We start from the raw sequence: 23,313 nt of genomic DNA, 5'->3' as shown, positions 1-23,313 counted from the left end.
CGGTTCCGCCGTCGCCGCCCCCACCGGACGCACGGGGGCGCGTGCGGGGCTCATTCGCCGTGACGAATGCGCCCCATGCGCTTCAGCAGCCGGTCGGCCGGCTCGAACAGCTCCGGCCGGGAGAGCACCGTGTTGCGCAGCGCCCGCACCGGGGCCCGCCGGGCCCGGTAGCCCAGGGCCACCGGGTGCCGCCTGGTCACCCAGCCCTCCGAGACGCTGAGCTCCCGGGTCTTGAGCGAGTCCTTGTACGCCTTTCCGCCCCGGCCCAGGTCCAGGTAGGCCAGCCCCTCGGCGGCCGCCCCCTCGGCCATGTGCATGTGCAGCACCAGGCCGGGGGAGTAGCGCGCGAACTCCGGGTCGTACGCCGGGAACCAGCAGGACAGCACCGTCGGCGAGCGCAGCCCGAAGTGGGCCGCGACCGGTCGCCCGGCCGCGTAGAGCACCGACAGCAGCCCGGCGAACGTCGCGGTGCGCGTATGGAACAGCTGCTCGACGAGCTGGGCTATCCAGGGGCGCGCGAAGCGGTCCGCACGCCCTGTTCTTCGGTACTGCGCCGATTTCCAGCCGGTCAGCACGCGCAGCACGGCCGGATCGCGCTCGTCGTGGACGTAGCGCACCTCGCCGACGTCCCGCCCCAGCCGGCGCTCCTTGGCGAGCGTGGTGCGGGTGAACTTGGGCGACTGCTTGCGCAGGGCCGCCAGGTAGCGCTCGTAGCCCTGGTCCACGTCGATGACGGGCGAGGCGAACGAGCCGGAGGCCGCCACCTCGAACGGCTTCTGACCCTCCACCAGGTGGTCGAACTCCCACAGCGACAGCCCACACGCCAGCAGCAGCTCGCGCGTGTCCCACTGGAAGCCCGGCCGGTGCACCAGGCCCTGGGCGTCCGAGACGCCCAGCCCGATGGCCCGCCCCACCCCCAGCGAGGAGCGCTGGAAGGGGAAGAATGCCACCGGCGCGCCCTCCTCCCGCACCACCGCTATGCGCGTCCCGCGCCGGCAGCGGCCGACGGCGAGCGCGAACTCCGGAGCGAGGAAAGGATTCGCGAGCTGCGGCGACCCGTCCTCCACGGCCCGCGCCTGCAACGACGACCACGCCAATCGGTCGGCCGCGGTGAGCTCACCGGGCCGGTACACGCTGATGTCCACGTCACGAAGCCCGACTTCTCGCGGCGCGGCCGCGATGGCGCCGCGCGTGTGCCAGCAGGAACACCAGAAGGCTGACCGTGGCGACCGCCGCCACGCCGCCCCGCACCGTCCAGGCGTGCAGCGCGAGCATGACCTGCGCGATCAGCAGGTCGAGGGCGACGGCCGCCCCGGCGGCCACCACCGCCCGGCTGAGCGGGTCCAGGCCCGGCAGCGCGGCCGCCACGGCGCACGCGGGCGCCACGATCAGAAAGAACAGCGTGAACGGCGCGCGCAGGGGCGAGGCGATGTCGGCGAGCGCCAGGGCGCCGCCCGTGCCCGCGATGGCCGCGGCCGCGCCCGCCACCACGAGGAGGGAGTCCCCCGCGGACGCCCTCCTGTCGTCGCTGCCGTCACCGTCGCCCGTATCGTCCCGTTCCGCCGGATCGTCAAGACCGGTGAGATCAGTGAAGCTCTGCATTGGCGACTTAGCCCCCCGAAGCGCCGGATGCCGGGCTTCAATGTCGCGCAGCGGGCAAAGGCCCGTCAAGATGTGAAGGCCATGCAAAACAGCCCCCGGACGGCACGGCCGCCACAACCGGAGGCTTACGGTCGGATGAACAGCCGGTGCGCCGCCACGACCATCCGACGAGCCGTCAAATGATCATCCGCAGAGGCCTGTTGACAGGCGCGCGGGCGTTGCGATCGTCATGGGCACGACATCCTCACGCCATGATCGAAAAAGGGTATTGATCTTCCGTTTTTGGCATGGACACTTCCAACATGGCCGGGTCGTTGCTACCACGGTGGTGGCAGAAAACCCTGCTAAGGGAGATTCCATGAAACTGTCCCGGGTCGCGGGTGCCGTATCCGCGCTGGCCCTCACCGTCGGCCTCGCTTTCGGCGGGGCCGGCGCCGCGCACTCTGCCGAGCGAGCGTCAACCCCCGCCTATGTGGCGCTCGGTGACTCCTATTCCTCCGGCGTCGGTGCCGGTTCCTACGACTCCGCGAGCGGCTCCTGCAAGCGCAGCACGAGGGCGTACCCCGCCCTGTGGGCCGCCGCGCACCGCCCCTCCTCGTTCGCCTTCGTGGCCTGTTCGGGCGCCCGGACGGGTGATGTTCTCGGCAAGCAGCTCGGCGCGCTGACCCCCGCCACCGGGCTCGTCAGCATCAGCGTCGGCGGCAACGACGCGGGGTTCGCCGACACCATGACGTCCTGCGTCCTGGGCAGCGACAGCTCCTGTCTCGAGCGCATCGCCAAGGCCCGCGCGTACATCCGCGACGAGCTGCCCGGCAGACTCGACGCCGTCTACTCGGCCGTCAGATCCAAGGCACCGCAGGCCCGGGTCGTCGTGCTCGGCTACCCCCGCTTCTACCGGACGGGCGTGGCGTGCGCCGGGCTGAGCGACACCAAGCGCAAGGCCATCAACGCCGCCGCCGATCACATCGGCACCGTCACCGCCAAGCGGGCCGCCGACCACGGCTTCGCCTACGGGGACGTCAACGCCACCTTCGCCGGGCACGAGCTGTGCTCGGGGAGCGCCTGGCTGAACAGCGTGACGCTGCCCGTCGACGAGTCCTACCACCCCAACGCCGCCGGACAGTCGGGCGGCTACCTGCCGGTGTTCGCGGCCGCGTCCTGAGCGGCCGCGGCCGGGGACCGGGCGGGGCCCGCCGGCCCGTCAGCCCCCCGTCCCGCCGTACAGACCCGAACCCCCCGACCCCGTCGGCGCCGGAGCCGGTGCCGACGGGCGCGGCGGGGAGGCGGTGGGGGAGACGGAGGCGGACGGGCCGGTCCCGCCCGTGGGTGTCCGCCGGCAGGACACCGTGAACGGCACGCGCTGCGACGTCGCCCGGCGCGGGCTTTTGATCTCCACCGCGATCCAGTCCTTCTCCGGCGCGCCGGCACTCCGGCCCGTCTCCGCGTGCTCCACGACCCGGGTGCCGGACCCGGCGCCGAAGCGCAGCGTCTTCCACCCGCCGTCCGTGACGCTCCCGCTGCCCGTCACCCACCGGTAGACGACCTCCGCCGGGCCGCGGTCCACGGCGAAGCCCGCCTGGAAGGCGGGGGCGGCCGCGGCGGGCGGCGGGCACGCGCCGGAGTAGCTGTCGCGCTGCGCGGTGACGACGACGTTCACCGTGGCCGAGCCGGCGCCCGTGACCGAGCCTGCGCCCGCCCCCGCGTTCCTGCCGTCGCTCATGGCCGGCTCGGTGCCCGCCCCGGCCCCGCTCGCGTCCGGCGTGCCGCCGGCGTCGCGGGTCAGTCCCCATACCAGCCCGCCCACCGCCAGCGCCGCGACCAGCGCGCCGGCCACCAGCGCCACCCGCCCGCGCCGCCGGCCGGCGGGCGCCGGGTCCTCGCCCCGCCCGGCGGCCGGGCGGTCTCCCGCGCCGGCTCCGCCGGGCGGCTGCGGGCCGGGGTCCGCCGCCGCGACCGTCGGCGAGTACGCCGCGTTCGCCGGGCCCGGCGCCCGGCGTTGCGCGGCCGCCGTCCGCAGCATCCGCTCGGCGTCCGCCATGCCCGGACGCTCCGCCGGATCCTTGCGCAGCAGCGCGTCCAGGACGGGCGCGAGCACGCCTGCCCGCCGGGGCGGCGGCAGCGCCGCGTCCACCACGGCGCGCAGCGTGCTCAGCGGTGTGTCCTGACGGAAGGGGGAGTGGCCCTCGACGGCGGCGTAGAGGGTCACCCCGAGCGACCACAGGTCGGACTGCGGACCCGGCGGGTGGCCCAGGGCCCGTTCCGGCGCCAGGTATTCGGGCGAGCCCACCAGCTGCCCGGTCGCCGTCAGGGCGGAGCTGCCCTCGATCATCGCGATGCCGAAGTCGGAGAGCACGACACGCCCGTCGTTACCGATGAGCACATTTCCCGGTTTCACATCACGGTGGAGTACGCCCACGGCGTGCGCTCCCCGGAGCGCGGCCAGCACTTCGGCGCCGATGTGCGCCGCGCGGGCCGGGTCGAGGGGGCCCTCGGCGTCGAGCAGGTCGGCCAGTGACATGCCGCGCACCAGCTCCATGACGATCCAGGGCCGGCCGTCGTCGCCGACGAAGACGTCGTGCACGGTGACGACGTTGCGGTGCGCCACGCGCGCCGCCGCGCGCCCCTCGCGCTCCAGCCGGGCGTACAGCTGCCGCACGTCACGGTCGGTCAGCCCGGCCGGCGCCAGGACCTCCTTGACCGCCACCTCCCGGCCCAGCACCTCGTCCCGGGCCTGCCACACCACGCCCATCCCGCCGTGCCCCAGCTGTTGCTGCAGTCGGTAGCGGTTCGCCAGCACGCGTCCGGCACCGGAACTCCCGTCCATGACGTCCGTCCCTCCCCCGAGAGCGATTCGGGGTGAATGTACCGCAACGGAGCGTGATTGCCCCCTGTGCGGCAGCGGAATGTCCCGGCCAACTCGCGCACGGTGACGGCAGGTTCACGCCAGGCTCGTCAACGCCCTTGACGGGGTGGTGAATCCGACCCGCGGATGCGCGGGTGACGCGATGGGGCGATAGGGTTACTCTGCCTGGGCCGGGTGCCTCGTACGGGTGGGGAGTCTCATGGATCAGATAGCGATGCGCAGCAGGGCGCGTGTACCTGCCGTCAGCTACGGAAGCGGTGCGTCCAGCGCGCGCCTGGACCGTCACCTCGCGGTGCTCGGCGGGCCCGCCCTGCCGCAGCGCGAGGTCGAGGGCGCGACCGTACTGATGCGCGAGCTCACCGCGCGTGACCACACCCGTGCCGGGCAGAGCAGGACCGCCCGCGTCTCCCTGCTCGCCCCGCTGAAGCGGCTGCGCCGTTCGCTCTTCGGCAGCCACAGCGGCCCCAGCACCAGCACCGGCAGCAGCCCCGCCTGACCCGGCCCGTACCCGTTCCGGCCCGCCCTCACCCCCGGGCCGGCCGCCCCACCGGCACACCTGGCGAATCCTTCACCCGGCAGTCCGCCCGTACCTCCTGACCGTCAGCGGCACGACGACGGCCAGGACCAGCGCGGCCCAGGCCAGTGACGCCGCGAGGGGGTGTGCCACGGGCCAGGAGGCACCGGCGGCCGGGTGGGCGTTGCCGAAGAGGTCGCGGCAGGCGGCGGTGACCGCGCTGACGGGGTTCCATTCGGCGACCGTGCGCAGCCAGCCCGGCATGCCCTCGGTGGGCACATAGGCGTTGGACAGCAGCGGCAGCATGAAGGTGGCCCCGCCCATCTGGCCCGCCGCCTCCTCCGTCTTCAGCAGCAGTCCCAGCCAGTGGCCCAGCCAGGCGGTGACCAGCCGGAAGAGCAGCAGCAGCGCGAACGCCCCCAGCGCGGGCAGCGCCCCGCCCTCGACGCGCCAGCCCACCGCGTACCCGCACAGTGCCAGCGGTATCAGGCCGACGGCCGCGAGCAGCACGTCGGCGCCCGTCTGCCCGGCCGGAATGGCGAAGCGGCTCATGGGCAGTGTCCGGAAGCGGTCCATCACCCCGCGCTGGTAGTCCTGCGCGGAGGACAGCATCGAGGTCATCACGCCGTTGACGGCGGTGGCGACGAACAGTCCGGGGACCAGATAGGCGCGGTAGTCCGTGCCGCCGTCCAGTACCACCGCGCTGCCGAAGACGTAGCCGAAGAAGAGCAGCATGGTCACGGGCATCGTCAGGGTGATGACGAACAACCCGGGCGCCCGGCGCATCCGCTGGACGTTGCGGCCGAGCATGGCGCGGCTGTCGGACAGGGTGCCGGTGATCACGCGGCGGCCTCCTCGGCGGTCGTGCCGGCGGTCGCGCCGGCGGGGGCGGTCAGGCGCAGGAAGACCTCGTCCAGGGTCGGCTCGCGCAGGGTGGCGTCGACGACGGGCACACCCGCCGCGTCGAGTTCGCGGACCAGGAACGGCAGGGTGAGCGCCGGCCCGGTGACGGCCGCCCCGGCGGCGCGGCGCCCGGGGTCCAGCACCGGACGGGTGCCGGTGAGGGCGGCGAGGGCGGCCGCGGCCGACGGCAGCGCTTCCGCGTCGGCGACGACGACCTCGGCGTGGGAGCCGATGCGGGCCTTGAGGCCCGCCGGGGTGCCGCGCTCGGTGACGCGTCCGTGGTCGATGAGGACGACCTCGTCGGCCAGCCGGTCCGCCTCCTCCAGGTACTGGGTGGTGAGCAGGACGGTCGTGCCCCGGTCGGCGAGGTCCCGGACGGTCTGCCAGATCAGCTCGCGGCTGGCGGGGTCGAGGCCGGTCGTGGGTTCGTCCAGGAACAGCACCCTCGGCTGGGTGAGCAGGCTCGCGGCCAGGTCCAGGCGCCGGCGCATGCCACCCGAGTACGTCCGGGCGGAGCGGCCGGCGGCCTCCTCGAGGCCGAAGCGCGCCAGTAGTTCCCCGGCGCGCGCACGGGCCTCGGCGGGCCGCAGTCCGCGCAGCCGGCCGAACAGGCGCAGGTTCTCCCGTCCCGTCAGGTCCAGGTCCACGGCGGTGGCCTGGCCGGTGACGCCGATGGCGCGGCGGACGGCGTCCGGCGAGCGCAGGACGTCGTGCCCGGCGACGCGGGCCGTGCCGGAATCGGGGGCGACGAGGGTGGTCAGCAGGCGGACGGCGGTGCTCTTGCCAGCGCCGTTGGGGCCCAGCAGGGCGCAGACGGTGCCTTCGGGGACGGCCAGGTCGAAGCCGTCGAGCGCCCGCACGTCGCCGAAGCGCTTCCGCAGGCCCTCACTAAGTACAGCGTACGTAGTCATGGCGGTGACCATACCGTACTACGTACGCCGTACGTAACTAGGATGGTGACCGAGGTGATGGATCAATGGCAGCCAGCGGACGCCCGGCCGGGCCCGAGGTGATCTGGGCGCGCTCCGAGCGGACCGGGCGCGGGCCGCGCCCCGCGCACAGCCGCGCGGAGATCGCGGCGGCGGCGGTGCGCGTCGCGGACGCCGACGGGCTCGACGCCGTCTCCATGCGCAGGGTCGCGGCCGAGATCGGCTGCGGCACGATGTCGCTCTACAACTACGTGCCGCGCAAGGAGGACCTGTACGAGCTGATGGTCGACGCGGCCGCCGGCGAGTACGACCTGTCCGGGCCGCCGCCGGCCGACTGGCGCGCCGGGACGCTCGGCCTGGCCCGGCAGATGCGCGCCCTGATGCGCCGTCACCCCTGGCTCCCGCGCCTGCTGGTCCCCGAGTACGGCTTCAGTCCCAACGCGCTGCGCTACCTCGAGTACGCCCTGTGGACGCTGGAGCCGCTCGAGGCCGACGGCGCCACCAAGCTGGAGCTGATCTCGATGCTGCACGCGGTCGTCGCCGCCTACGTCACCCACGAGGTGGCCGGCGCCGAGCGCGCGCGGACCTCGCCCTGGGCGCCGGGGGAGGAGCAGCCGGCCCGGCACGCCCATCTGGCGCGGGCGCTGGCCGAGGGGGCCCACCCCCGGCTGGCGGCGGCCTTCGCCGAGGCGCCCGCGGTGCCCGACCCCGACGCGCTCTTCGAGCGCTCGGTCAACCGCCTGCTGAACGGCTTCGGGCGCTGACTCCTTCGCCCTAGTGGGCGTCCAGCGTGACGGTGAAGGAGAAGCGGTCGCCGCGGTAGCGGATGCGGGCGACGTCGATCGCCCGGCCGTCCTCGTCGTAGGTGATCCCCGTGTAGTGCAGGATCGGGCTGAGCAGCGGCACCTGGAGCAGCCGGGCCGTCTCCGGGTCCGCCAGGCGCGCCTCGACCGTGTCGGTGATGCGGCTGATCGTCACGCCCAGCGCGTCGCGCAGCACCTTCGTCATCGGCCACCGGGTCAGGTCGGCCAGGTCGATGCGCTCGGCGAGCTCGGGGCGGACCAGGTTCTCCGCCCAGTTCGTCGGCTCGCCCGACTCCCCGTCGCAGCGCAGCCGCCGGAAGGCCACCGCCTCGTCGAGGTCCGGGAAGTGCTCGGCCAGCTCGGCCGGGACCTGCTCAGGGCCGTGGTCGAGGACGGCCGTGATCTCGCCGGACTGCTGGGCGACGATGGTGTCCACCGAGCCGAGCAGCCGCACGGGCGAGCCGCGCCGGGCGCTCGGCTCGATGAACGTGCCGCGCCGGCGGTGCCTGCTGATCAGTCCCTCCGCCTCCAGCTCCTTCAGTGCCTGCCGCATGGTCAGCACGCTCACGCCGTAGTGCGTGGCGAGCGCGTCCTCGGTCGGCAGCCGCAGCGGATCCTCCGGGCGGCGCCCGAGTATCGAGGCCCGCAGCGACTGCGATACCTGGTACCACAGCGGCAGCTTGCGGTTGAGGGCGAGCGAGTCGGGGGCGAAGGTGGTCACGGGGAACTCCGCGGGCGTCAGCGACGGAAATGGCGCTGCAGACCCTGCCACACCCCGTCGTAGCCCGTCTGCAGGTGTCCCGCGTCCGCCGCCTGCCCGGTCAGCGTCAGCGGCCAGCGGGTCTCGAACATGAAGGCCAGCCCGTCGTCCACCTTCTGCGGCGTCAGCTCGGCCGCGCTCGCCCGGTCGAAGGTCTCCCGGTCCGGGCCGTGCGCCGACATCATGTTGTGCAGCGAACCGCCGCCCGGTACGAAGCCCTCCGCCTTCGCGTCGTAGGCGCCCTCGATCAGGCCCATGTACTCGCTCATCACGTTCCGGTGGAAGTACGGCGGCCGGAAGGTGTCCTCGCCCACCAGCCAGCGCGGCGCGAAGACCACGAAGTCCACGCCCGCCGGCCCCGGGGTGTCGGACGGGGAGGTGAGCACCGTGAAGATCGACGGGTCCGGGTGGTCGTAGCTGATCGAGCCGATGACGTTGAAGCGGCGCAGGTCGTAGACGTAGGGCACATGGTTGCCGTGCCAGGCGACGACGTCCAGCGGCGAGTGGTCGTACGTCGCCGACCACAGGTTGCCGCAGTACTTGCTGACGACCTCGACCGGGCCCTCGACGTCCTCGTACGCGGCGACCGGCGCCAGGAAGTCCCGCGCGTTGGCCAGCCCGTTGGCGCCGATCGGGCCGAGGTCGGGCAGGACGAAGGGACGCCCGTAGTTCTCGCAGACGTATCCGCGCGCGCTGTCGTCGAGCAGCTCGACCCGGAAGCGCACCCCGCGCGGGATCAGCGCCACATGCCCCGGCTCGGCCCGCAGCAGCCCGAACTCCGTGCGCAGCAGCAGCCCGCCGCGCTCCGGCACGATCAGCAGCTCGCCGTCGGCGTCGCTGAAGACGCGGTCGGTCATGGAGGCGTTGGCGGCGTAGAGGTGCACGGCCATGCCGGTGCGCTGCGCGGCGTCGCCGTTGCCGCCGAGCGTCCACAGCCCGGCGAGGAAGTCGGTGCCCTCGGCGGGCTCGGGCAGCGGGTTCCAGCGCAGCCGGTTGGGGTCGGGGACGGTCTCGGTGAAGGGCGCGCCGCGCAGGGCGCCGTTACCGGTCCGGGTGAACGGCGGGTGCGCGGCCGAGGGGCGGATGCGGTACAGCCACGACCTGCGGTTGTGCTGCCGGGGCTCGGTGAAGGCCGAGCCGCTCAGCTGCTCCGCGTAGAGGCCGAGCGGGGCCCGCTGGGGGGAGTTGCGCCCCTGCGGCAGCGCACCGGGCACGGCCTCGCTGCTGTGCTCGTTGCCGAACCCGGACGAGTACACCAGCGCCTCGGCCGTCTTGCGCGCCTGCTCGTTGCCCGTACCGCTCATCGCGTGCTCCCGCCGCCGGTGGATTGGCCGATGGATTCCTATGGGTGACCGTAGGATTCGGGAGCGGCGTGCGTCAATGGATCAGCCGCGCGGCGTGCGGAGGCCGCCCGGAAAACGGCCCGGGGCGGCCGGATCCGCCGCAGGAGCCGGGGGCCCGGTCACGCTTCGCGGTCCCGGTGCCACTGCGGGGACGGCAGGTGGATCAGCACCAGCAGGACACCGGCCAGGGTGACGTTCCGTGCGGCGGCCTGCAGCCCGTTCCACTTCGCCGACTGCCACATCGCGAACCACTCGCCCCCTATGCCGATGAAGCCCAGCCCGAACAGCAGCAGGATCATCACCAGCCCCACCGTGGTGGCCCTCCGGGCCGGGCCGTAGCCGTGCCGGCCGCGCGCCAGCCCGCGCAGCCACAGCGCCGTGGCCGCGAGGAGCACCAGCGCGGCCAGCGCCTCCCAGGCGATGATCAGAACGTAGGCGGCGTCCTGGACCGCGGGGTCCGTGATCGCCCGCCACATCAGGTCCTCGTCCTGGAAGGTCGTGTCCATCGCCAGGACGTGCCGGACGAACTCCTGATTGGTGCCGAAGTCGGTGATGTTGCCGAAGGCGACGAGCGTGATGGAGACCGCCACCGTGGCGGTCAGCGCCATGGCCGCCGCCGGCAGGGTGCGCTCAGCGGTCATGAGGACAAGCCTTCCCTTGCCGCCCGGCCCGTACGCACCCTAAGCGCTTGCTCAGGAGGCGCGGTATGGTGTTCGCTCCTTCCGTCGGCGAGAGGGCCCGTGCGGGCCCGGAGAGCGGGGCACCCCATGGGCGCGCAGGCGCAGCGGACCGAGGAGTGGGCCGACGTCACGCCCGACGCCGCCCGGCGGCTGCTGACCGCCGCCGTCCAGGCCTTCGCCGAGCGCGGCTACCACGCGACCACCACCCGCGACATCGCCGGCCGGGCCGGGATGAGCCCGGCCGCGCTCTACATCCACTACAAAACGAAGGAAGAACTCCTCTACCGCATCAGCGGCGTCGGCCACCGCCTCGCCCTCGACATCGTCACCCGCGCCCGGGACGGCGCCGGCACCCCCGCCGAGCGCCTCGCCGAGGCGGTCCGCCGCTTCGTGCGCTGGCACGCCGAACACCACACCACCGCCCGCGTGGTGCAGTACGAGCTCGGGGCGCTCGGCGAGGAGCACCACGCCGAGATCATCGCGCTGCGCCGGGCCACCGACGCCGCCGTGCGCGCCATCATCGAGGACGGCGTCGCGGCCGGCGACTTCGACGTCCCCGACGTGCGCGGCACCACCCTCGCGGTGCTCTCCCTGTGCATCGACGTCGCCCGCTGGTTCAACGCCGAGGGCCGGCGCACCCCCGACGAGGTCGGCGAGCTCTACGCGGGCCTGGTGCTGCGCATGGTCGGCGGCACCGACGGGCAGCCGTGACGCTGCCCGGCCGGTGCGCCCGGCGGCTGACGTACAGTCTGATCCGTGCCCCAGATTCCCCTGAAAGTTCAAGAGCTTACGGTCGGGCAGGTCTCCGCACGCAGCGGAGCCGCCGTCTCGGCCCTGCACTTCTACGAGGCCAAGGGGCTGATCAGCAGCCGCCGCACCTCCGGCAACCAGCGCCGCTACACCCGTGACGTGCTGCGCCGGATCGCCTTCATCCGCGCCTCCCAGCGGGTCGGCATACCGCTGGCGGTCATCGGCGAGGCACTGGAGCGGCTGCCCGACGGGCGGACCCCCAACCGGGCCGACTGGGCCCGGCTCTCCGAGGAATGGCGGGCCGAGCTCGACCAGCGGATAACGCAGCTGGTCAAGCTGCGCGACCACCTCGACGGCTGCATCGGCTGCGGCTGCCTGTCCATCGACAAGTGCGCGCTGACCAACCCGGACGACCGCGTGGGCCGGCTCGGCAGTGGATCGATGCTGCACGGCTGACGCTCCCCGCCGCCGGGGAGCGCCCTCACACCGCCGCGTACCGCTCAGCGAAGGCGTACCGCCGCGCCGCGAGCAGCGCGGCCGGGGTGAGCACGGACACCGGCACCACGATGCCGCAGTCGGTGCACACCGGACCCTCCAGCGGGTAGCGCTCCAGGTCGGTGCGCCATTCGACGCGCTCTCCGGCGCACACCGGGCAGGTGTGGCCGGGCGCGGACTCCATGGCCGCCATCACCCGGCGCAGGACGTCCGCGAGCCGGGCGTCCGGGGTCACGTCGGGGGAGGCGCACGGCACGATGTCGCAGCCGCCCCAGGTGTTGCGGTGCCAGTCGTCGACGGCACTGGGCTGGCGGATGCCGTCGTGCTTCTCACGGCGGCGCCGGCCCGCGAACTCGGCCTCGTACGCCAGCCAGACCTCCCGTGCCTCCTCCAGCTCGGCCAGCGCCGCGATCAGCAGCGCGGGGTCGGGAGCGCGGTCGTCGGGGGCGAGGCCGGCGCGGGCGCACAGATGTCGCCAGGTCGCCCGGTGCCCGTAGGGGGCGAAGCGCTCGAGGCATTTGCGCAAGGAGGTCCGCCGCAGCGCGATGGTGTTCCGTGGATTGCGTACCTCTCGGGCCAGTGCTCTGAAACCTGCCACTGCATCCCACCTCCGGCGGCGCGGACTCGGATCGACATGGAAGGGACGTAACGCGTCGCCGATCGGATCCATCGGATGTCCGGACCCGCCGGACGCGCACGCACCCGACTCCGCTCTGCTACCCCCAACGGGCGCACAGATGTGGGCGGCCACGAAGGTGGCGGATCCTCACCCACCGGTCAGCGTACGATCCGCCCGGCCAGCAGGACGAGACGGGCGAGTTCGCCGTGGCAGATGTCGCTGTGGGCGCCCGTGGGCGGACCGCCGCGCCGCACCACCGCCGCGACGTCGACGTTCACACAACCCGACTCGGGCAACGGGCCCTGCAGCGCCCGCGCCAGCTGCAGCGTGCCGGTGCCCTCCACGGCCTGGACGCCGTCGTGACCCATGGCGCCCCAGCGGGCGTCGTCGAGGCCGAACGCGGAGGCGGAGTCCCCCGAGACGCGCGAGGCCAGCGGATACAGCAGGCTCAGCGCCTGGTCGTGGCGCGAATGGCAGCACACCACCGGGCCCCGGACCCGCTCGTGCAACCCCTTCAGCGCGCCGCCGCGCCCGTTGTCGAACGGCAGCCGGGGAGCGAACGCGTAGTGCGAGAAGGCGCCTTGGAGCATGGTGAGGGAGCGCACGCTCTCCGTGCGCTCCGGCAGCGCGCCGAGCGCGAACGCCATGAGCCGCGCGCCGAAGCTGTGCCCCACCAGATGGACCCGCGGACCGGCGCGGTCCCCGGCGAGCAGCTCGAGGACCGGGCCGAGCCCCGCGCGGCCCACCACGCCCGCCCGCCGCTTCATCTCCCAGTACGAGCCCTGGCGCAGCAGCTCCAGGGCGCCGCTCCACAGCCGCTTGCGCAGGTCCCCGAAGAACTCGGCCCGCGCCGCGGCCGTCTCCGCCCCGGCCGGTTCCGCGGTGGCCAGCGCGTCGGCGAAGCGGCCGCACACCCGGGCCGGTTCGTCGGCGAACATGTCCGGTTCGGCGCGCTCGCCGGCGTCCGGGTCCAGGTCCTCGGCCGAGGCGTCCGCGCCCGCCGCCGTCCCCGCCTGGCGCGGCAGGACGAGCCGGCGGACCAGGGCCGCGAACTCCTCCAGCCGCGAGGGGTCCTCGGACCGCTGCTCCAGCAACTCCGCCAGCCGGTCCAGCAGCGCCTCGCTGCCGGGGAAGACCGCGGCCAGCGCCCGCAGGGTCGCGGGCTCGAGACGGGGCCCGTCCCCGGGCGGTACGGCGTCCCGCGCGGGGAAGTCGGGCACCGGCTCGTCCGTGAACCGCATGGACGGCCAGATCACACCCGCGTAGCCGAGGCGCGCGGGGGCACCGGCGTCCGCGAGGACGCCGGGGAAGGGGGCGAAGAAGCGGTCGTAGAGGCGGGTGGCCATGGACCGGTCGTTGTTCCAGCCGTGCGCGAAGACCACCAGGTCGGTGACGTCCCGCTCGGCCACCCCCCGTACCAGGGCGTCCCGTTCGCCGGGGTCGGCATCCCCCTCGGCGTCGAATGTCAGCTCCCAGTACGGCTCCACGGATATGCCCGCCATGGTGCGTCCCCCTGCCCCCGGTCCGGTGTGCGCGCATCTTCCTGCCGTCAAGGGGGCATGTCCAGCCTGTCCACGGGGACTTCACCCTTACGTGATCCGTCGGCCGGGCTCTTGTGCCGGGGCCCGGGGAGTGGAACAACCTCGGGGGAGGCACCCTTCCACCCGGGCATACCGACTGGTTAGTCTGCCGGGATCGTCGAGCCCAGGAGGCGCCAGCGTGAAATCCGTGCGGGACGCGGCAGTCGTCGTCACCGGGGCCGGAGGCGGCATAGGCGCCGCGCTCGCGCGCCGTTTCGCCGCCGAAGGGGCCCGCGTCGTCGTCAACGACATCGACGCCGCCAAGGCCGAAGCCGTCGCCGCCGAGACCGGCGCCACCGCCGTCCCCGGCGACGCCTCCGCCGTCCTGCCCGCCGCCCGCGAGGCGCTGGGCGGCACCGTCGACATCTACTGCGCCAACGCCGGCATCGCCCCCCTGGGCGGCCCCGAGGCCGGCGAGGACGTGTGGGAGGCGGCCTGGGACGTCAACGTCATGGCCCATATCCGCGCGGCCCGCGCCCTGCTCCCCGAATGGCTCGAGCGCGGCAGCGGCCGCTTCGTGGCCACTGTCTCCGCCGCCGGGCTGCTCACCATGGTCGGCTCGGCCCCCTACAGCGTCTCCAAGCACGCCGCCCTGGCCTTCGCCGAATGGCTCTCCCTCACCTACCGCCACCGCGGCATCGACGTCCACGCCATCTGCCCGCAGGGCGTGCGCACGGACATGCTGCACGGCACCGGCGTCGTCGGCGACCTCGTGCTGCGCCCCACCGCGATCGAGCCCGCGAAGGTGGCGGACGCGCTCTTCGAGGGCATGGCCGCCGGCCGCTTCCTGATCCTCCCCCACCCCGAGGTGGCCGGCCACGCCGCCACCCGCGCCACCGACCCGGAGCGCTGGCTCGCGGGCATGAACCGCCTGCAGCGCACCGTCGAGGAACGCGAACAGCAGGCCACCGGTACCGCGCAGCAGCCGTAAGGACCTCCCGGAACGCAGAGAAGGGCCGCATCATGAACGCGCACCTCTCGTACCAGGACCAGCCCTGGCTCGACCGCCTCACCCCCGCCCAGCGCACGCCCGTCACGGCGCCGCCGAGCGCCCTGCACTTCTTCGCCGCCGCCGTCCGCAGAGCCCCCGGCCGCACCGCCCTGGCCTACTTCGACGGGCGGCTGAGCTACCGCGAGACCGACGCCATGTCCGACGCCGTCGCCGGCCACCTGGCGGCGAACGGCTTCCGGCGCGGCGACCGGGCGGCCGTCATGCTCCAGAACACCCCGCACTTCGTCCTCGCCGTCCTCGGCGTCTGGAAGGCCGGCGGCGTCGTCGTGCCGGTCAACCCCATGTACCGGGCGGACGAGGTGAGTCACGTCCTGCACGACGCCGGCGTCACCGCGCTGGTCTGCCGGGACCGGGCCTGGGAGGACTTCCTGCGGCACACCGCCAGCGCCTCGCCCGTGCGGATCGCCCTCACCGCCTGCGACTTCGGCCTGCAGACCCGCGACGACGCGCGCGTGCTGCGCGACGGGCGGCGCAGGCCCCCGGAGGACGCCGACGACCTGCTCGCCGTCGCCGGACGTACGGACCTCCCCGCGCCGTCCGTACCGGAAACGGGCCCCGACGACCCCGCCCTCATCTGCTACACCTCCGGCACCAGCGGCACCCCCAAGGGTGCCGTCAACACCCACGGCAACCTCACCCATCAGGCCGAGTGGGCCCGCGCCCACGCCGGGCTCCCCGAGGGCAGCGTCTACTTCGCCCTCGCGCCGCTCTTCCACATCACCGGCATGGTCGCCGAGCTCACCACCTGCCTCGCCGACGCCGGCACCCTCGTCCTCGCGAACCGTTTCGAACCCGGCGTCGTCCTCGACGCCTTCCTCGAGCACCGCCCCGACTACACCGTCGGCCCCTCCACCGCCTTCATGGCCCTGATGGCCCAGCCGCAGGCCACCCGCGACCACTTCGCCTCCTTCCGGCTGATCAACTCCGGTGGTGCCCCGCTGCCGCCCGCGCTCGTCGAGTCGTTCGCCGCCGCCTTCGGCCCGTACCTGCACAACGCCTACGGCCTCACCGAGTGCACCGCCCCCTGCTCCACCGTCCCACCGGGCCTGAAGGCCCCCGTCGACCCCCGCTCCGGCACCCTCTCCGTGGGCCTGCCCACCGCGCAGACGCAGCTGCGCATCATCGACGACCAGGGCAGGGACGTGCCCTTCGGCGAGACGGGCGAGATCGCCCTGCGCGGCCCCCACGTCGTCCCCGGCTACTGGCGCCGCCCCGACGCCACCGCCGAGACCTTCCCCGGCGGCGAGCTGCGCACCGGCGACATCGGCTTCATGGACCGCGAGGGCTGGCTCTACGTCGTCGACCGCAAGAAGGACATGATCAACGCCTCCGGCTTCAAGGTCTGGCCCAGGGAGGTCGAGGACGTCCTCTACACCCACCCCGCCGTCCGCGAGGCGGCGGTCGTCGGCGTCCCCGACCCCTACCGCGGCGAGTCCGTCAAGGCCTACGTCAGCCTGCGCCCCGGCACCCCGGCCGGCCCCGCCGAGCTGGTCGCCCACTGCCGGGAACGGCTGGCCGCGTACAAGTACCCGCGCGAGGTGGAGATCCTGCCCGAGCTGCCCAAGACGACCACCGGCAAGATCCTGCGCAGGGAACTGCGTGACCGGCAGCGGCACTAGTGTGCGGGGCGTGGCACATGGACCGGTGGCGGAAGGGCGGGTGGCGGCGATGACGACCAGGTCGGCGATGGCCGGAACGACGGACAACGGCGGGAGGCCGGTACCGCAGCGACTGCTGGCCGCCGCCACGCGGCTGTTCGCCGAGCGGGGGTACGACCGTACGTCCGTCCAGGACATCGTGGAGGCGGCGGGCGTCACCAAGGGGGCGCTGTATCACTACTTCGGGTCGAAGGACGACCTGCTGCACGAGGTGTACGGGCGGGTGCTGCGGCTGCAGCAGGAGCGGCTGGACGGCTTCGCCGGCGCCGACGCGCCCGTGGAGAAGCGGCTGCGGGACGCGGCGGCCGACGTGGTGGTGACCACCATAGAGAACCTCGACGACACGAAGATCTTCTTCCGGTCCATGCACCACCTCGGCCCCGAGAAGTGCAAGCAGGTGCGGGCGGAGCGGCGCCGCTACCACGAGCGGTTCCGGGCGCTGGTCGAGGAGGGCCAGCGCGCGGGGGTCTTCAGCGCCGAGACCCCGGCCGACCTGGTGGTGGACTACCACTTCGGGTCCGTCCACCACCTGGGCAGCTGGTACCGGCCCGAGGGCGCGCTGACCGCGCGGCAGGTCGCCGACCACCTGGCGGACCTGCTGCTGCGGGCGCTGCGGCCGTAGGGGGTGCGGGGGCGGCCGGGGGGCCGCACCCCCGCTACCGGTCAGCGGTACCGGGCGAGCTCCCGGCGGGCCAGGGACCGCTGGTGCACCTCGTCCGGGCCGTCGGCCAGCCGCAGCGTCCGGGCCGCCGCCCACAGCTCCGCCAGCGGGAGGTCCTGGCTCACCCCGGCGGCGCCGTGCAGCTGCACGGCCTGGTCGAGGATGCCGACGACCGTCCGGGGCGTCGCGATCTTGATGGCCTGGATCTCGGTGTGGGCGCCGCGGTTGCCGACGGTGTCCATCAGCCAGGCCGTCTTCAGCACCAGCAGCCGCAGCTGCTCGACGGCCACGCGCGCGTCCGCGATCCACTCGCGCACCACCCCCTGCTCCGCCAGGGGCTTGCCGAAGGCCGTACGGGCCACTGCCCGCCGGCACATCAGCTCGATCGCGCGCTCGGCCATGCCGATCAGGCGCATGCAGTGGTGGATACGGCCGGGGCCGAGCCGGGCCTGGGCGATGGCGAAGCCGCCGCCCTCCTCGCCGATCAGATTGCCCACCGGCACGCGGACGCCCTCGAGGACGACCTCCGCGTGACCACCGTGGTAATGGTCCTCGTAGCCGTAGACCCGCATGGCACGGCGCACGTGCACGCCGGGGGTGTCGCGCGGGACCAGCACCATCGACTGCCGGCGGCGGACGTCGGCACCGTCCGGGTCGGTCTGGCCCATGACGATGAGGACCCGGCAATCCGGGTGCAGCGCACCGGAGATGTACCACTTGCGGCCGGTGATGACGTACTCGTCGCCGTCCCGCTCGATGCGGGTCTCGATGTTCGTGGCGTCGGAGGAGGCCACCTCCGGCTCGGTCATCGCGAAGGCCGAGCGGATCTCGCCCGCCAGCAGCGGCTCCAGCCAGAGTTTCCGCTGCTCGGCGCTGCCGAACTGTGCCAGCACCTCCATGTTCCCGGTGTCGGGCGCGGCACAGTTCAGGGCGGTGGGGGCCAGCTGGGGGCTGCGGCCGGTGATCTCGGCGAGCGGCGCGTACTGGAGGTTGGTCAGGCCGGCGCCGTGCACGGGGTCGGGGAGGCTGTGCTGGTCTGCAAGAAATAGGTTCCACAGCCCTTGCCGCCGCGCCTCCGCCTTGAGCTCCTCCACCACCGGCGGCACGTCCCACGGGGAGGCGAGATTCGCGCGCTGCTCGGCGGCCGTGGCCTCCGCCGGGTACACGTGCTCGTCCATGAAGGCCAGCAGCCGGTCGCGCAGTTCCTCGGTGCGGGCGTCGAACGAGAAGTCCATGGGGGCTTATCCCTTTCGCAGGGTGGAGAGGCCGTTGCCGACGAAGAGCGGGACCAGTTCGCCGATGCGGTCGAAGCCGGCGCCGACGGTCTGCCCGAGGGTGTAGCGGTAGTGGATGCCCTCGAGGATCACGGCGAGCTTGAAGTAGGCGAACGCGGTGTACCAGGGCAGGGCAGAGATGTCGCGGCCGGAGCGGGCCGCGTAGCGCTCGACGATCTCGGCCGGGTCCGGGTGCCCGGGGGCGCCGCCCGTGCTCGCGATGGGCAGGCCCGGAACGGCACGCTGCTCGCCGTACATGACCAGCAGGCCCAGGTCGGTGAGCGGGTCGCCGAGCGTGGACATCTCCCAGTCCAGGACGGCCTGGACGGTGTCGTCCGCGCCGACGAGCACGTTGTCGAGCCGGTAGTCGCCGTGCACGACGGCCGGGGCGGGGGAGGCGGGCAGCGCCCGGCCCAGCGCCTCGCGCAGCTCGTCTATCCCCGGCAGCTCGCGGCTGCGGGAGGCTTCGAGCTGCTTGCCCCAGCGGCGCAGCTGCCGCTCCAGGAACCCCTCGGGCCGCCCGAAGTCGGCCAGGCCGACTGCCTCGGGGGCCACGGCGTGCAGGTCGACGAGCGTGTCGACGAGCCCCAGCACGACCTCGCGGGTGCGGCCGGGCCCGATGGCGGCGAGCTGCGCGGACGTGCGGTAGGGGGTGCCGTCGACGAAGTCCATGACGTAGAAGGGCGCCCCCAGGACGTCCTCGTCCTCGCACAGCAGTACCGCCCCGGGCACCGGGACGGCGGTCTGGCGCAGCGCGCTGATGACCCGGTGTTCGCGCCGCATGTCGTGGGCGGTGGCCAGCACGTGTCCGAGCGGCGGGCGCCGCACGGCCCACCGGCTGGTGCCGTCGGTGACGGCGTACGTCAGGTTGGAGCGGCCCCCCTCGATGAGCTCGGCCGTCAACGGCCCGGCCACCAGGCCGGGCAGCGCCCGATCCAGATGGTCCCGCAGCCGTTCCGGGTCCAGGCCCGGGGGGTTGCCCGGGTCGTTGGCCTCGCTCATCGCATGCTCCTCGCGGGGGAGTTGTTGTCCGGTCCGTGAGGGCTCATCATGCCGACTGGTCGGTATGTCGTCCAGGTGTCCCTGGGGTCGATTGACGTGAATGCTCGGGCCGTAGGGCCGGGGGCGTCACCCTTGCCGGCGCCGCCGGGACGGGGCGGTTGTGAGCAGGGCTCGCAGGGCGGCCGGGGAGGTGGCGATCACGGTGTTGGGCGTGTCGCTCTCGCGGAGGAGTATGCGACCGGTCGGATTGGCGAGTTCTATGCAGTCGCCCTGTGTTTCCGACGAGAACGACGACTTACGCCACTGAATGTTCATGGTCCTCGAATCCTTACGTCTGCTGCGCCACCTTGCGGATGAAGTCTCGTGAGCGCTCAGGGCTGAGTGCGAACTCTTCGCCCAGATCAAGCACGGACCGGTAATTGGCAAGCTGCGTTTCCCCGTCCAGGAATGCGGAGCCGGTCGGCGTATCGATGTGGACCGTATCGAGTCGCGGCACGGCCCCCAGCACGTACAGCATCGGGTTCGCTGCGCCCGGAAAGCCACCGGCGGAGAACGGGATAACCCTCACGGTGATGTTGTCGCGCTCCGACTCGCTCAAGAGATGCTGGAGCTGCGCGCGTGCAACGCTCTGACCGCCGAACTGAAGCAGCAAAGCCGCCTCGTGAATGAGGTACGTACAAGTCGGCGGCTGCGGACGATCGAGGACGTCACGCCGTTTCATCCGATGAGAAAGCCTGCGCCGTAGCTCTGCAGGGCTGAGAGCCGGGACCGCTGTCCTGAAGACGGCCCGAGCGTATTCCTCGGTCTGCAACAGTCCCGGCAGGTGCATGAGCTGCAATGCGCGAAAGCCGACCGCACGATGCTCCAGCTCGGCGAGATCGAGTGCCGTGACCCGCAGAGTTCCGCGGTACTCCTCCCACCAGCCCTTGCCGCGCTCCTCGGCCATGGCAACAAGCGCATCCACATAGGCGGGGTCTGGGCAGCCGTAGGCGCTGGCCCAGGCTCGGACCCGCTCACCACTCACGCCGTGGCGGCCCGACTCCGAATTGCTGATGCCGCTCGGGTCGGTGCCCACCAGCTCTGCCGCCCGCCTCAGCGAGAGGCCTGCCGCCTCGCGCAACCTGCGGAGTTCTGTACCCAGTCGTCGCTGACGGACGCTTGGGGCCTTCCTCGGTGGCATCCGTTCCCCTCCTGTCGGCACTCAGTGTGGCCCGTGACCGGACGACGGTCCACTCGTTGCAGTGATTGGGATGAACGGGTCGCAATTTTTGGACCGGCAGCGCTACCGTCAAGGTGCGCGAACTTCGGCCGCACACAAGCCAGTTGGAGGGGACAGATGTATCGCAAGGGGGCCTACGTGGTGGACGTACGTGAGGACAAGATCGCCCAAGTGATCGGTGGCACCGGTGGCCGCGTGCAGTTGCAGAGCCCCGATGGGAGCCTGCAATGGGAAGTGCCCTTCGCGGCACTGCGGTTGGCGACCAGCGCGGAGCGCGAGGCGGCCGGGCTGCGGCCCTATCTCGGGACGTGCCCCGAGTGTGTCGAACTGGCGGCACGCCGCCGCACCGCGCCACCCGAACTGCGCGGCAGGGCGACGGCTGACGCGCACCTGCACTGGATCAAGGCACACTCCACGCCGGAGCCCGCCCCGGAGGCGAACCGATGAGCTGCCACCACCCGGAATGGGAGTCGGCCGGAACCGGCGAGGCACGCTGCAAGCGCTGCGGCACCCGCCGCTTCACGGACTACGGGGCCCTACGGCCCCCCGGCCTGCCGGAAACGGTGAGGCCACCGGCCCGCGTCCGGGCCAAAGCCGATCGCGCGGCGGCCGCGCTGATCTCCCGTACCGCGTACCACCTCAGCCACTGGGGCATTGCCGGCCAGGCGGCACTGACACTGGCCGGCTAGTGCCCTGACCGGCAACGTTCACCGGGTCGGTTGCCTGCTCGGGCAGGGCGGGTCGGCGTCAGCGCGGCCTGCCGTCGTTCGGGTGACTTCTGACTCCTGCGCTTTCGTGGCGGGGTAGGTCTCCCTCTGCCCGCAACGGGGCACCCGGACATCAGCAGGAGACACGACCATGGCTCAGGGCAATGTGAAGTTCTTCAATAAGGAGAAGGGATTCGGGTTCATCACGCCCGATGGCGGGGGCAGCGAGGTGTTCGTCCACTACAGCGCGATCCGAAAGGATGGCTACCGGGAGCTCGACGAGGGAGAACGTGTCGAATACGACGTCGTCCAAGGTTCGAAGGGACCCCAGGCGGAAAACGTCCGGTCCATCTGATCCGGAACCCGCCCGACGTGCCAACCAGCCGTCGTCTGCCACTGCTCTCGACCCGGTGAACGTTTCTGGCCAGAGCACTGGTGCCACACCACGCGGCAAGCGTCAGGCGTGGCAGGCGATCGGGCGGCCGCCGTTCATCTCCGTCATGTCGGCGAGCGCAGCGACCAGGTCGAGGGGCTGTCCGGCGGGGACACCGTCGAGTTCGGCGTAGGCGCGGTGGAGGTTGGCGACCAGGCGCTCGCTCTCCCGAAGTTCGGCGAACTCGCCGAGGTCCGCGTCGCGGGCGGCCTCCAGTGGGGTGCGGCCGGCGGCGTGGGCGGTGCGGGCCAGGTCGTCGACGAAGCGCAGGTAGCCCTCGACGGTGTCGTACACGCCGGGGTCGGTCACCCGGCCGTGGCCGGGCACCACGACCGACGCGTCGAGCTCGCGCAGCATCCGCACGGCGCGCAGTGAGCCGCTGAGCGAGCCCATCAGGAGGAAGGGCGTGCCGCCGTTGAAGACGAGGTCGCCGGTGAAGACGATGCCCTGCTCGGGCAGCCAGGCGATGGTGTCGCCGACGGTGTGCGCCGGGCCCGGGTGCAGCAGGCGCACCTCCGTCTCGCCAATGTGCAGCGTGAGCGCGTCGGTGTAGGTGAGGGTGGGGGCGCTGACCTCGACGCGGCCGTAGTCGACGTCCGGCCAGATGCCGTGCAACTGCAGGCCTGCTGCCAGCGTCTCGCGGCGGCAGGCCGCGTGCCCGACGACGGTGGCGCCGGGCGTGAAGACGCAGTTGCCGTAGGTGTGGTCGCCGTGGTGGTGGGTGTTGACCACCAGCGAGGGCTCGGGGGCGCCGCCGGCGCTCACCGCGTCGCGCAGCAGCAGCGCCCGTCGTTCGGTGGCGGCCGTGTCGATCAGCAGGGTGCGGCCGCCGCCGGTGACGAAGCCGGCGTTGTTCAGGCACCAGCCGCCGTCGGGCTGGACGAAGGCGCTCACGCCGGGCGCCAGGGTGACGGTGTACGGCTCGGTGCCCTCCGCCCCGGCGGCGGGTGCGGTGGTGTTCGTGCTGGTCATCAGGGCCTCCCATGCGTCCGCCGGGGCCGGCGGATCGGACTGACCGTCAGAATACGGGCGGCCGGGAGGCCTTACGCGCGGTGTTCCAGGCCGGGTCGCAGCCGCGCGAGGAGCCCGTACAGGGTCGCGCGCTCGGCCTCGTCGAGGGCGTCGAGGGCGCTGTGCGTGGCCTGCATCTCGGCGCGGACGCGGCGGATGGTCTCGCGGCCCTCGTCGGTGGCGACGACGTTCTTGACCCGGCGGTCGGCGGGGTCGGGCTCGCGGCGGACCAGGCCGCGGGCCTCCAGCCGGTCCACGATGCCGGTGACGTTGGAGGCGTCGCACAGCAGCAGCGCGGCGAGGCCGCGCATGGGTACCGGCCCCTTGAGCTGGGCCAGCAGCTTGGCCTGGACGGAGGTGAGGCCGTGACGGGCGGCGGCGGCCGCGAAGTCCTGCCACTGGGCGGTGCCGAGCGCGGCCACGAGCTCCAGGAGCTCGGCCTTGCCGGGGGTGGGGGGAGTGGTGCCGGTCATGGCTCGAGTGTACTCAAGAGGT

Annotated in this window: 27 protein-coding genes; 11 read left to right on the top strand and 16 right to left on the bottom strand. The window is 73.0% G+C overall.

All coding sequences use genetic code 11. The features are described 5' to 3' along the window. Positions 1 to 50: 50 nt before the first annotated feature. Both ACIG36_RS23380 and ACIG36_RS23375 read right to left on the bottom strand, forming a co-directional pair. A complete protein-coding gene (locus ACIG36_RS23380; RefSeq protein WP_399930992.1) occupies positions 51 to 1,145 on the bottom strand; it encodes a GNAT family N-acetyltransferase in 1,095 nt (364 codons plus the stop codon). A gap of 1 nt (position 1,146) precedes the next feature. After that, positions 1,147 to 1,602, bottom strand: a complete 456-nt coding sequence (locus ACIG36_RS23375; RefSeq protein ID WP_399930989.1) for a hypothetical protein — start codon at positions 1,600 to 1,602, stop codon at positions 1,147 to 1,149. A 358-nt stretch (positions 1,603 to 1,960) separates the two neighbouring features. On the opposite strand from ACIG36_RS23375, the gene ACIG36_RS23370 reads away from it, so the two are divergent. Beyond that, entirely contained in the window at positions 1,961 to 2,764 is an 804-nt protein-coding gene (locus ACIG36_RS23370; RefSeq protein ID WP_399930986.1) for an SGNH/GDSL hydrolase family protein, read from the top strand. A 39-nt stretch (positions 2,765 to 2,803) separates the two neighbouring features. Here the strand turns inward: ACIG36_RS23370 and ACIG36_RS23365 are convergent, their stop codons facing one another. Continuing rightward, positions 2,804 to 4,426: a serine/threonine-protein kinase gene (locus tag ACIG36_RS23365; protein WP_399930982.1), complete on the bottom strand. Its 1,623-nt coding sequence runs from the start codon at positions 4,424 to 4,426 to the stop codon at positions 2,804 to 2,806. A 238-nt stretch (positions 4,427 to 4,664) separates the two neighbouring features. Between ACIG36_RS23365 and ACIG36_RS23360 the strand changes: the two genes are divergently transcribed. Further along, positions 4,665 to 4,961, top strand: coding sequence for a hypothetical protein (locus tag ACIG36_RS23360; RefSeq protein WP_399930980.1), 297 nt, complete (start codon positions 4,665 to 4,667; stop codon positions 4,959 to 4,961). 72 nt (positions 4,962 to 5,033) lie between these two features. On the opposite strand, the gene ACIG36_RS23355 is transcribed toward ACIG36_RS23360, so the two are convergent. Then, on the bottom strand, positions 5,034 to 5,789 hold the full coding sequence (locus ACIG36_RS23355) for an ABC transporter permease (RefSeq protein WP_399931232.1): 756 nt from the start codon (positions 5,787 to 5,789) through the stop codon (positions 5,034 to 5,036). Between the two features lie 29 nt (positions 5,790 to 5,818). Continuing rightward, the gene (locus tag ACIG36_RS23350; protein WP_399930977.1) at positions 5,819 to 6,793 is read right to left on the bottom strand and encodes an ATP-binding cassette domain-containing protein; all 975 of its coding nucleotides are present in this window, start codon (positions 6,791 to 6,793) and stop codon (positions 5,819 to 5,821) included. A gap of 65 nt (positions 6,794 to 6,858) precedes the next feature. Between ACIG36_RS23350 and ACIG36_RS23345 the strand changes: the two genes are divergently transcribed. Next, positions 6,859 to 7,575, top strand: coding sequence for a TetR/AcrR family transcriptional regulator C-terminal domain-containing protein (locus ACIG36_RS23345; RefSeq protein ID WP_399930974.1), 717 nt, complete (start codon positions 6,859 to 6,861; stop codon positions 7,573 to 7,575). 10 nt (positions 7,576 to 7,585) lie between these two features. Here ACIG36_RS23345 and ACIG36_RS23340 read toward each other — a convergent pair whose 3' ends face one another. The 3 genes from ACIG36_RS23340 to ACIG36_RS23330 all read right to left on the bottom strand — a co-directional run bounded on the left by ACIG36_RS23340 (position 7,586) and on the right by ACIG36_RS23330 (position 10,358). Then, complete coding sequence (locus tag ACIG36_RS23340; protein WP_399930971.1) at positions 7,586 to 8,335, bottom strand: GntR family transcriptional regulator; 750 nt, start codon at positions 8,333 to 8,335, stop codon at positions 7,586 to 7,588. A gap of 17 nt (positions 8,336 to 8,352) precedes the next feature. Then, on the bottom strand, positions 8,353 to 9,678 hold the full coding sequence (gene hmgA, locus ACIG36_RS23335) for a homogentisate 1,2-dioxygenase (RefSeq protein ID WP_399930969.1): 1,326 nt from the start codon (positions 9,676 to 9,678) through the stop codon (positions 8,353 to 8,355). Between the two features lie 158 nt (positions 9,679 to 9,836). Continuing rightward, on the bottom strand, positions 9,837 to 10,358 hold the full coding sequence (locus ACIG36_RS23330) for a DUF2165 domain-containing protein (RefSeq protein WP_399930966.1): 522 nt from the start codon (positions 10,356 to 10,358) through the stop codon (positions 9,837 to 9,839). 126 nt (positions 10,359 to 10,484) lie between these two features. On the opposite strand from ACIG36_RS23330, the gene ACIG36_RS23325 reads away from it, so the two are divergent. Both ACIG36_RS23325 and soxR read left to right on the top strand, forming a co-directional pair. Beyond that, positions 10,485 to 11,108: a TetR/AcrR family transcriptional regulator gene (locus ACIG36_RS23325; protein WP_399930963.1), complete on the top strand. Its 624-nt coding sequence runs from the start codon at positions 10,485 to 10,487 to the stop codon at positions 11,106 to 11,108. A 45-nt stretch (positions 11,109 to 11,153) separates the two neighbouring features. Continuing rightward, positions 11,154 to 11,603 (top strand): redox-sensitive transcriptional activator SoxR, encoded by a 450-nt coding sequence (soxR, locus tag ACIG36_RS23320; protein ID WP_399930960.1) that lies wholly within the window; start codon positions 11,154 to 11,156, stop codon positions 11,601 to 11,603. A 25-nt stretch (positions 11,604 to 11,628) separates the two neighbouring features. Here the strand turns inward: soxR and ACIG36_RS23315 are convergent, their stop codons facing one another. After that, entirely contained in the window at positions 11,629 to 12,240 is a 612-nt protein-coding gene (locus tag ACIG36_RS23315) for a hypothetical protein (RefSeq protein ID WP_399930958.1), read from the bottom strand. 179 nt (positions 12,241 to 12,419) lie between these two features. Then, positions 12,420 to 13,763, bottom strand: coding sequence for a serine-threonine protein kinase (locus ACIG36_RS23310; RefSeq protein WP_399930955.1), 1,344 nt, complete (start codon positions 13,761 to 13,763; stop codon positions 12,420 to 12,422). Between the two features lie 217 nt (positions 13,764 to 13,980). Between ACIG36_RS23310 and ACIG36_RS23305 the strand changes: the two genes are divergently transcribed. The 3 genes from ACIG36_RS23305 (at position 13,981) to ACIG36_RS23295 (ending at position 17,133) form a co-directional block, all read left to right on the top strand. After that, positions 13,981 to 14,772, top strand: coding sequence for an SDR family oxidoreductase (locus ACIG36_RS23305; RefSeq protein WP_399930952.1), 792 nt, complete (start codon positions 13,981 to 13,983; stop codon positions 14,770 to 14,772). Between the two features lie 32 nt (positions 14,773 to 14,804). Beyond that, on the top strand, positions 14,805 to 16,472 hold the full coding sequence (locus tag ACIG36_RS23300; RefSeq protein ID WP_399930949.1) for a class I adenylate-forming enzyme family protein: 1,668 nt from the start codon (positions 14,805 to 14,807) through the stop codon (positions 16,470 to 16,472). 67 nt (positions 16,473 to 16,539) lie between these two features. Then, positions 16,540 to 17,133 carry a TetR/AcrR family transcriptional regulator gene (locus ACIG36_RS23295; RefSeq protein ID WP_399931229.1) on the top strand — a complete coding sequence of 198 codons (594 nt, stop codon included), beginning with the start codon at positions 16,540 to 16,542 and terminating at the stop codon, positions 17,131 to 17,133. A 41-nt stretch (positions 17,134 to 17,174) separates the two neighbouring features. Here the strand turns inward: ACIG36_RS23295 and ACIG36_RS23290 are convergent, their stop codons facing one another. From ACIG36_RS23290 to ACIG36_RS23275, 4 genes are all read right to left on the bottom strand, one after another. Further along, positions 17,175 to 18,407: an acyl-CoA dehydrogenase family protein gene (locus ACIG36_RS23290; protein WP_399930945.1), complete on the bottom strand. Its 1,233-nt coding sequence runs from the start codon at positions 18,405 to 18,407 to the stop codon at positions 17,175 to 17,177. A 6-nt stretch (positions 18,408 to 18,413) separates the two neighbouring features. Continuing rightward, on the bottom strand, positions 18,414 to 19,448 hold the full coding sequence (locus ACIG36_RS23285) for a phosphotransferase family protein (protein ID WP_399930943.1): 1,035 nt from the start codon (positions 19,446 to 19,448) through the stop codon (positions 18,414 to 18,416). Positions 19,449 to 19,574: 126 nt separating this feature from the next. Beyond that, the gene (locus tag ACIG36_RS23280; RefSeq protein WP_399930940.1) at positions 19,575 to 19,763 is read right to left on the bottom strand and encodes a DUF397 domain-containing protein; all 189 of its coding nucleotides are present in this window, start codon (positions 19,761 to 19,763) and stop codon (positions 19,575 to 19,577) included. A 13-nt stretch (positions 19,764 to 19,776) separates the two neighbouring features. Beyond that, positions 19,777 to 20,628: a helix-turn-helix domain-containing protein gene (locus tag ACIG36_RS23275; RefSeq protein ID WP_399930937.1), complete on the bottom strand. Its 852-nt coding sequence runs from the start codon at positions 20,626 to 20,628 to the stop codon at positions 19,777 to 19,779. Between the two features lie 156 nt (positions 20,629 to 20,784). On the opposite strand from ACIG36_RS23275, the gene ACIG36_RS23270 reads away from it, so the two are divergent. From ACIG36_RS23270 to ACIG36_RS23260, 3 genes are all read left to right on the top strand, one after another. Continuing rightward, positions 20,785 to 21,114 carry a hypothetical protein gene (locus tag ACIG36_RS23270; RefSeq protein ID WP_399930934.1) on the top strand — a complete coding sequence of 110 codons (330 nt, stop codon included), beginning with the start codon at positions 20,785 to 20,787 and terminating at the stop codon, positions 21,112 to 21,114. After that, on the top strand, positions 21,111 to 21,356 hold the full coding sequence (locus ACIG36_RS23265; RefSeq protein WP_399930931.1) for a DUF6255 family natural product biosynthesis protein: 246 nt from the start codon (positions 21,111 to 21,113) through the stop codon (positions 21,354 to 21,356). The genes ACIG36_RS23270 and ACIG36_RS23265 overlap by 4 nt, the downstream gene beginning before the upstream one ends. A 169-nt stretch (positions 21,357 to 21,525) precedes the next feature. Continuing rightward, on the top strand, positions 21,526 to 21,729 hold the full coding sequence (locus ACIG36_RS23260) for a cold-shock protein (RefSeq protein ID WP_399930929.1): 204 nt from the start codon (positions 21,526 to 21,528) through the stop codon (positions 21,727 to 21,729). Positions 21,730 to 21,831: 102 nt separating this feature from the next. Here ACIG36_RS23260 and ACIG36_RS23255 read toward each other — a convergent pair whose 3' ends face one another. After that, the gene (locus tag ACIG36_RS23255) at positions 21,832 to 22,779 is read right to left on the bottom strand and encodes an MBL fold metallo-hydrolase (protein WP_399930926.1); all 948 of its coding nucleotides are present in this window, start codon (positions 22,777 to 22,779) and stop codon (positions 21,832 to 21,834) included. Between the two features lie 71 nt (positions 22,780 to 22,850). After that, a complete protein-coding gene (locus ACIG36_RS23250) occupies positions 22,851 to 23,291 on the bottom strand; it encodes a MarR family winged helix-turn-helix transcriptional regulator (RefSeq protein ID WP_399930923.1) in 441 nt (146 codons plus the stop codon). Positions 23,292 to 23,313 lie beyond the last annotated feature (22 nt).

Source organism: Streptomyces sp. NPDC053048 (assembly GCF_044547045.1).
Taxonomy (GTDB): Bacteria; Actinomycetota; Actinomycetes; order Streptomycetales; family Streptomycetaceae; genus Streptomyces.
This window is presented reverse-complemented; position numbering and strand designations above follow the sequence as displayed.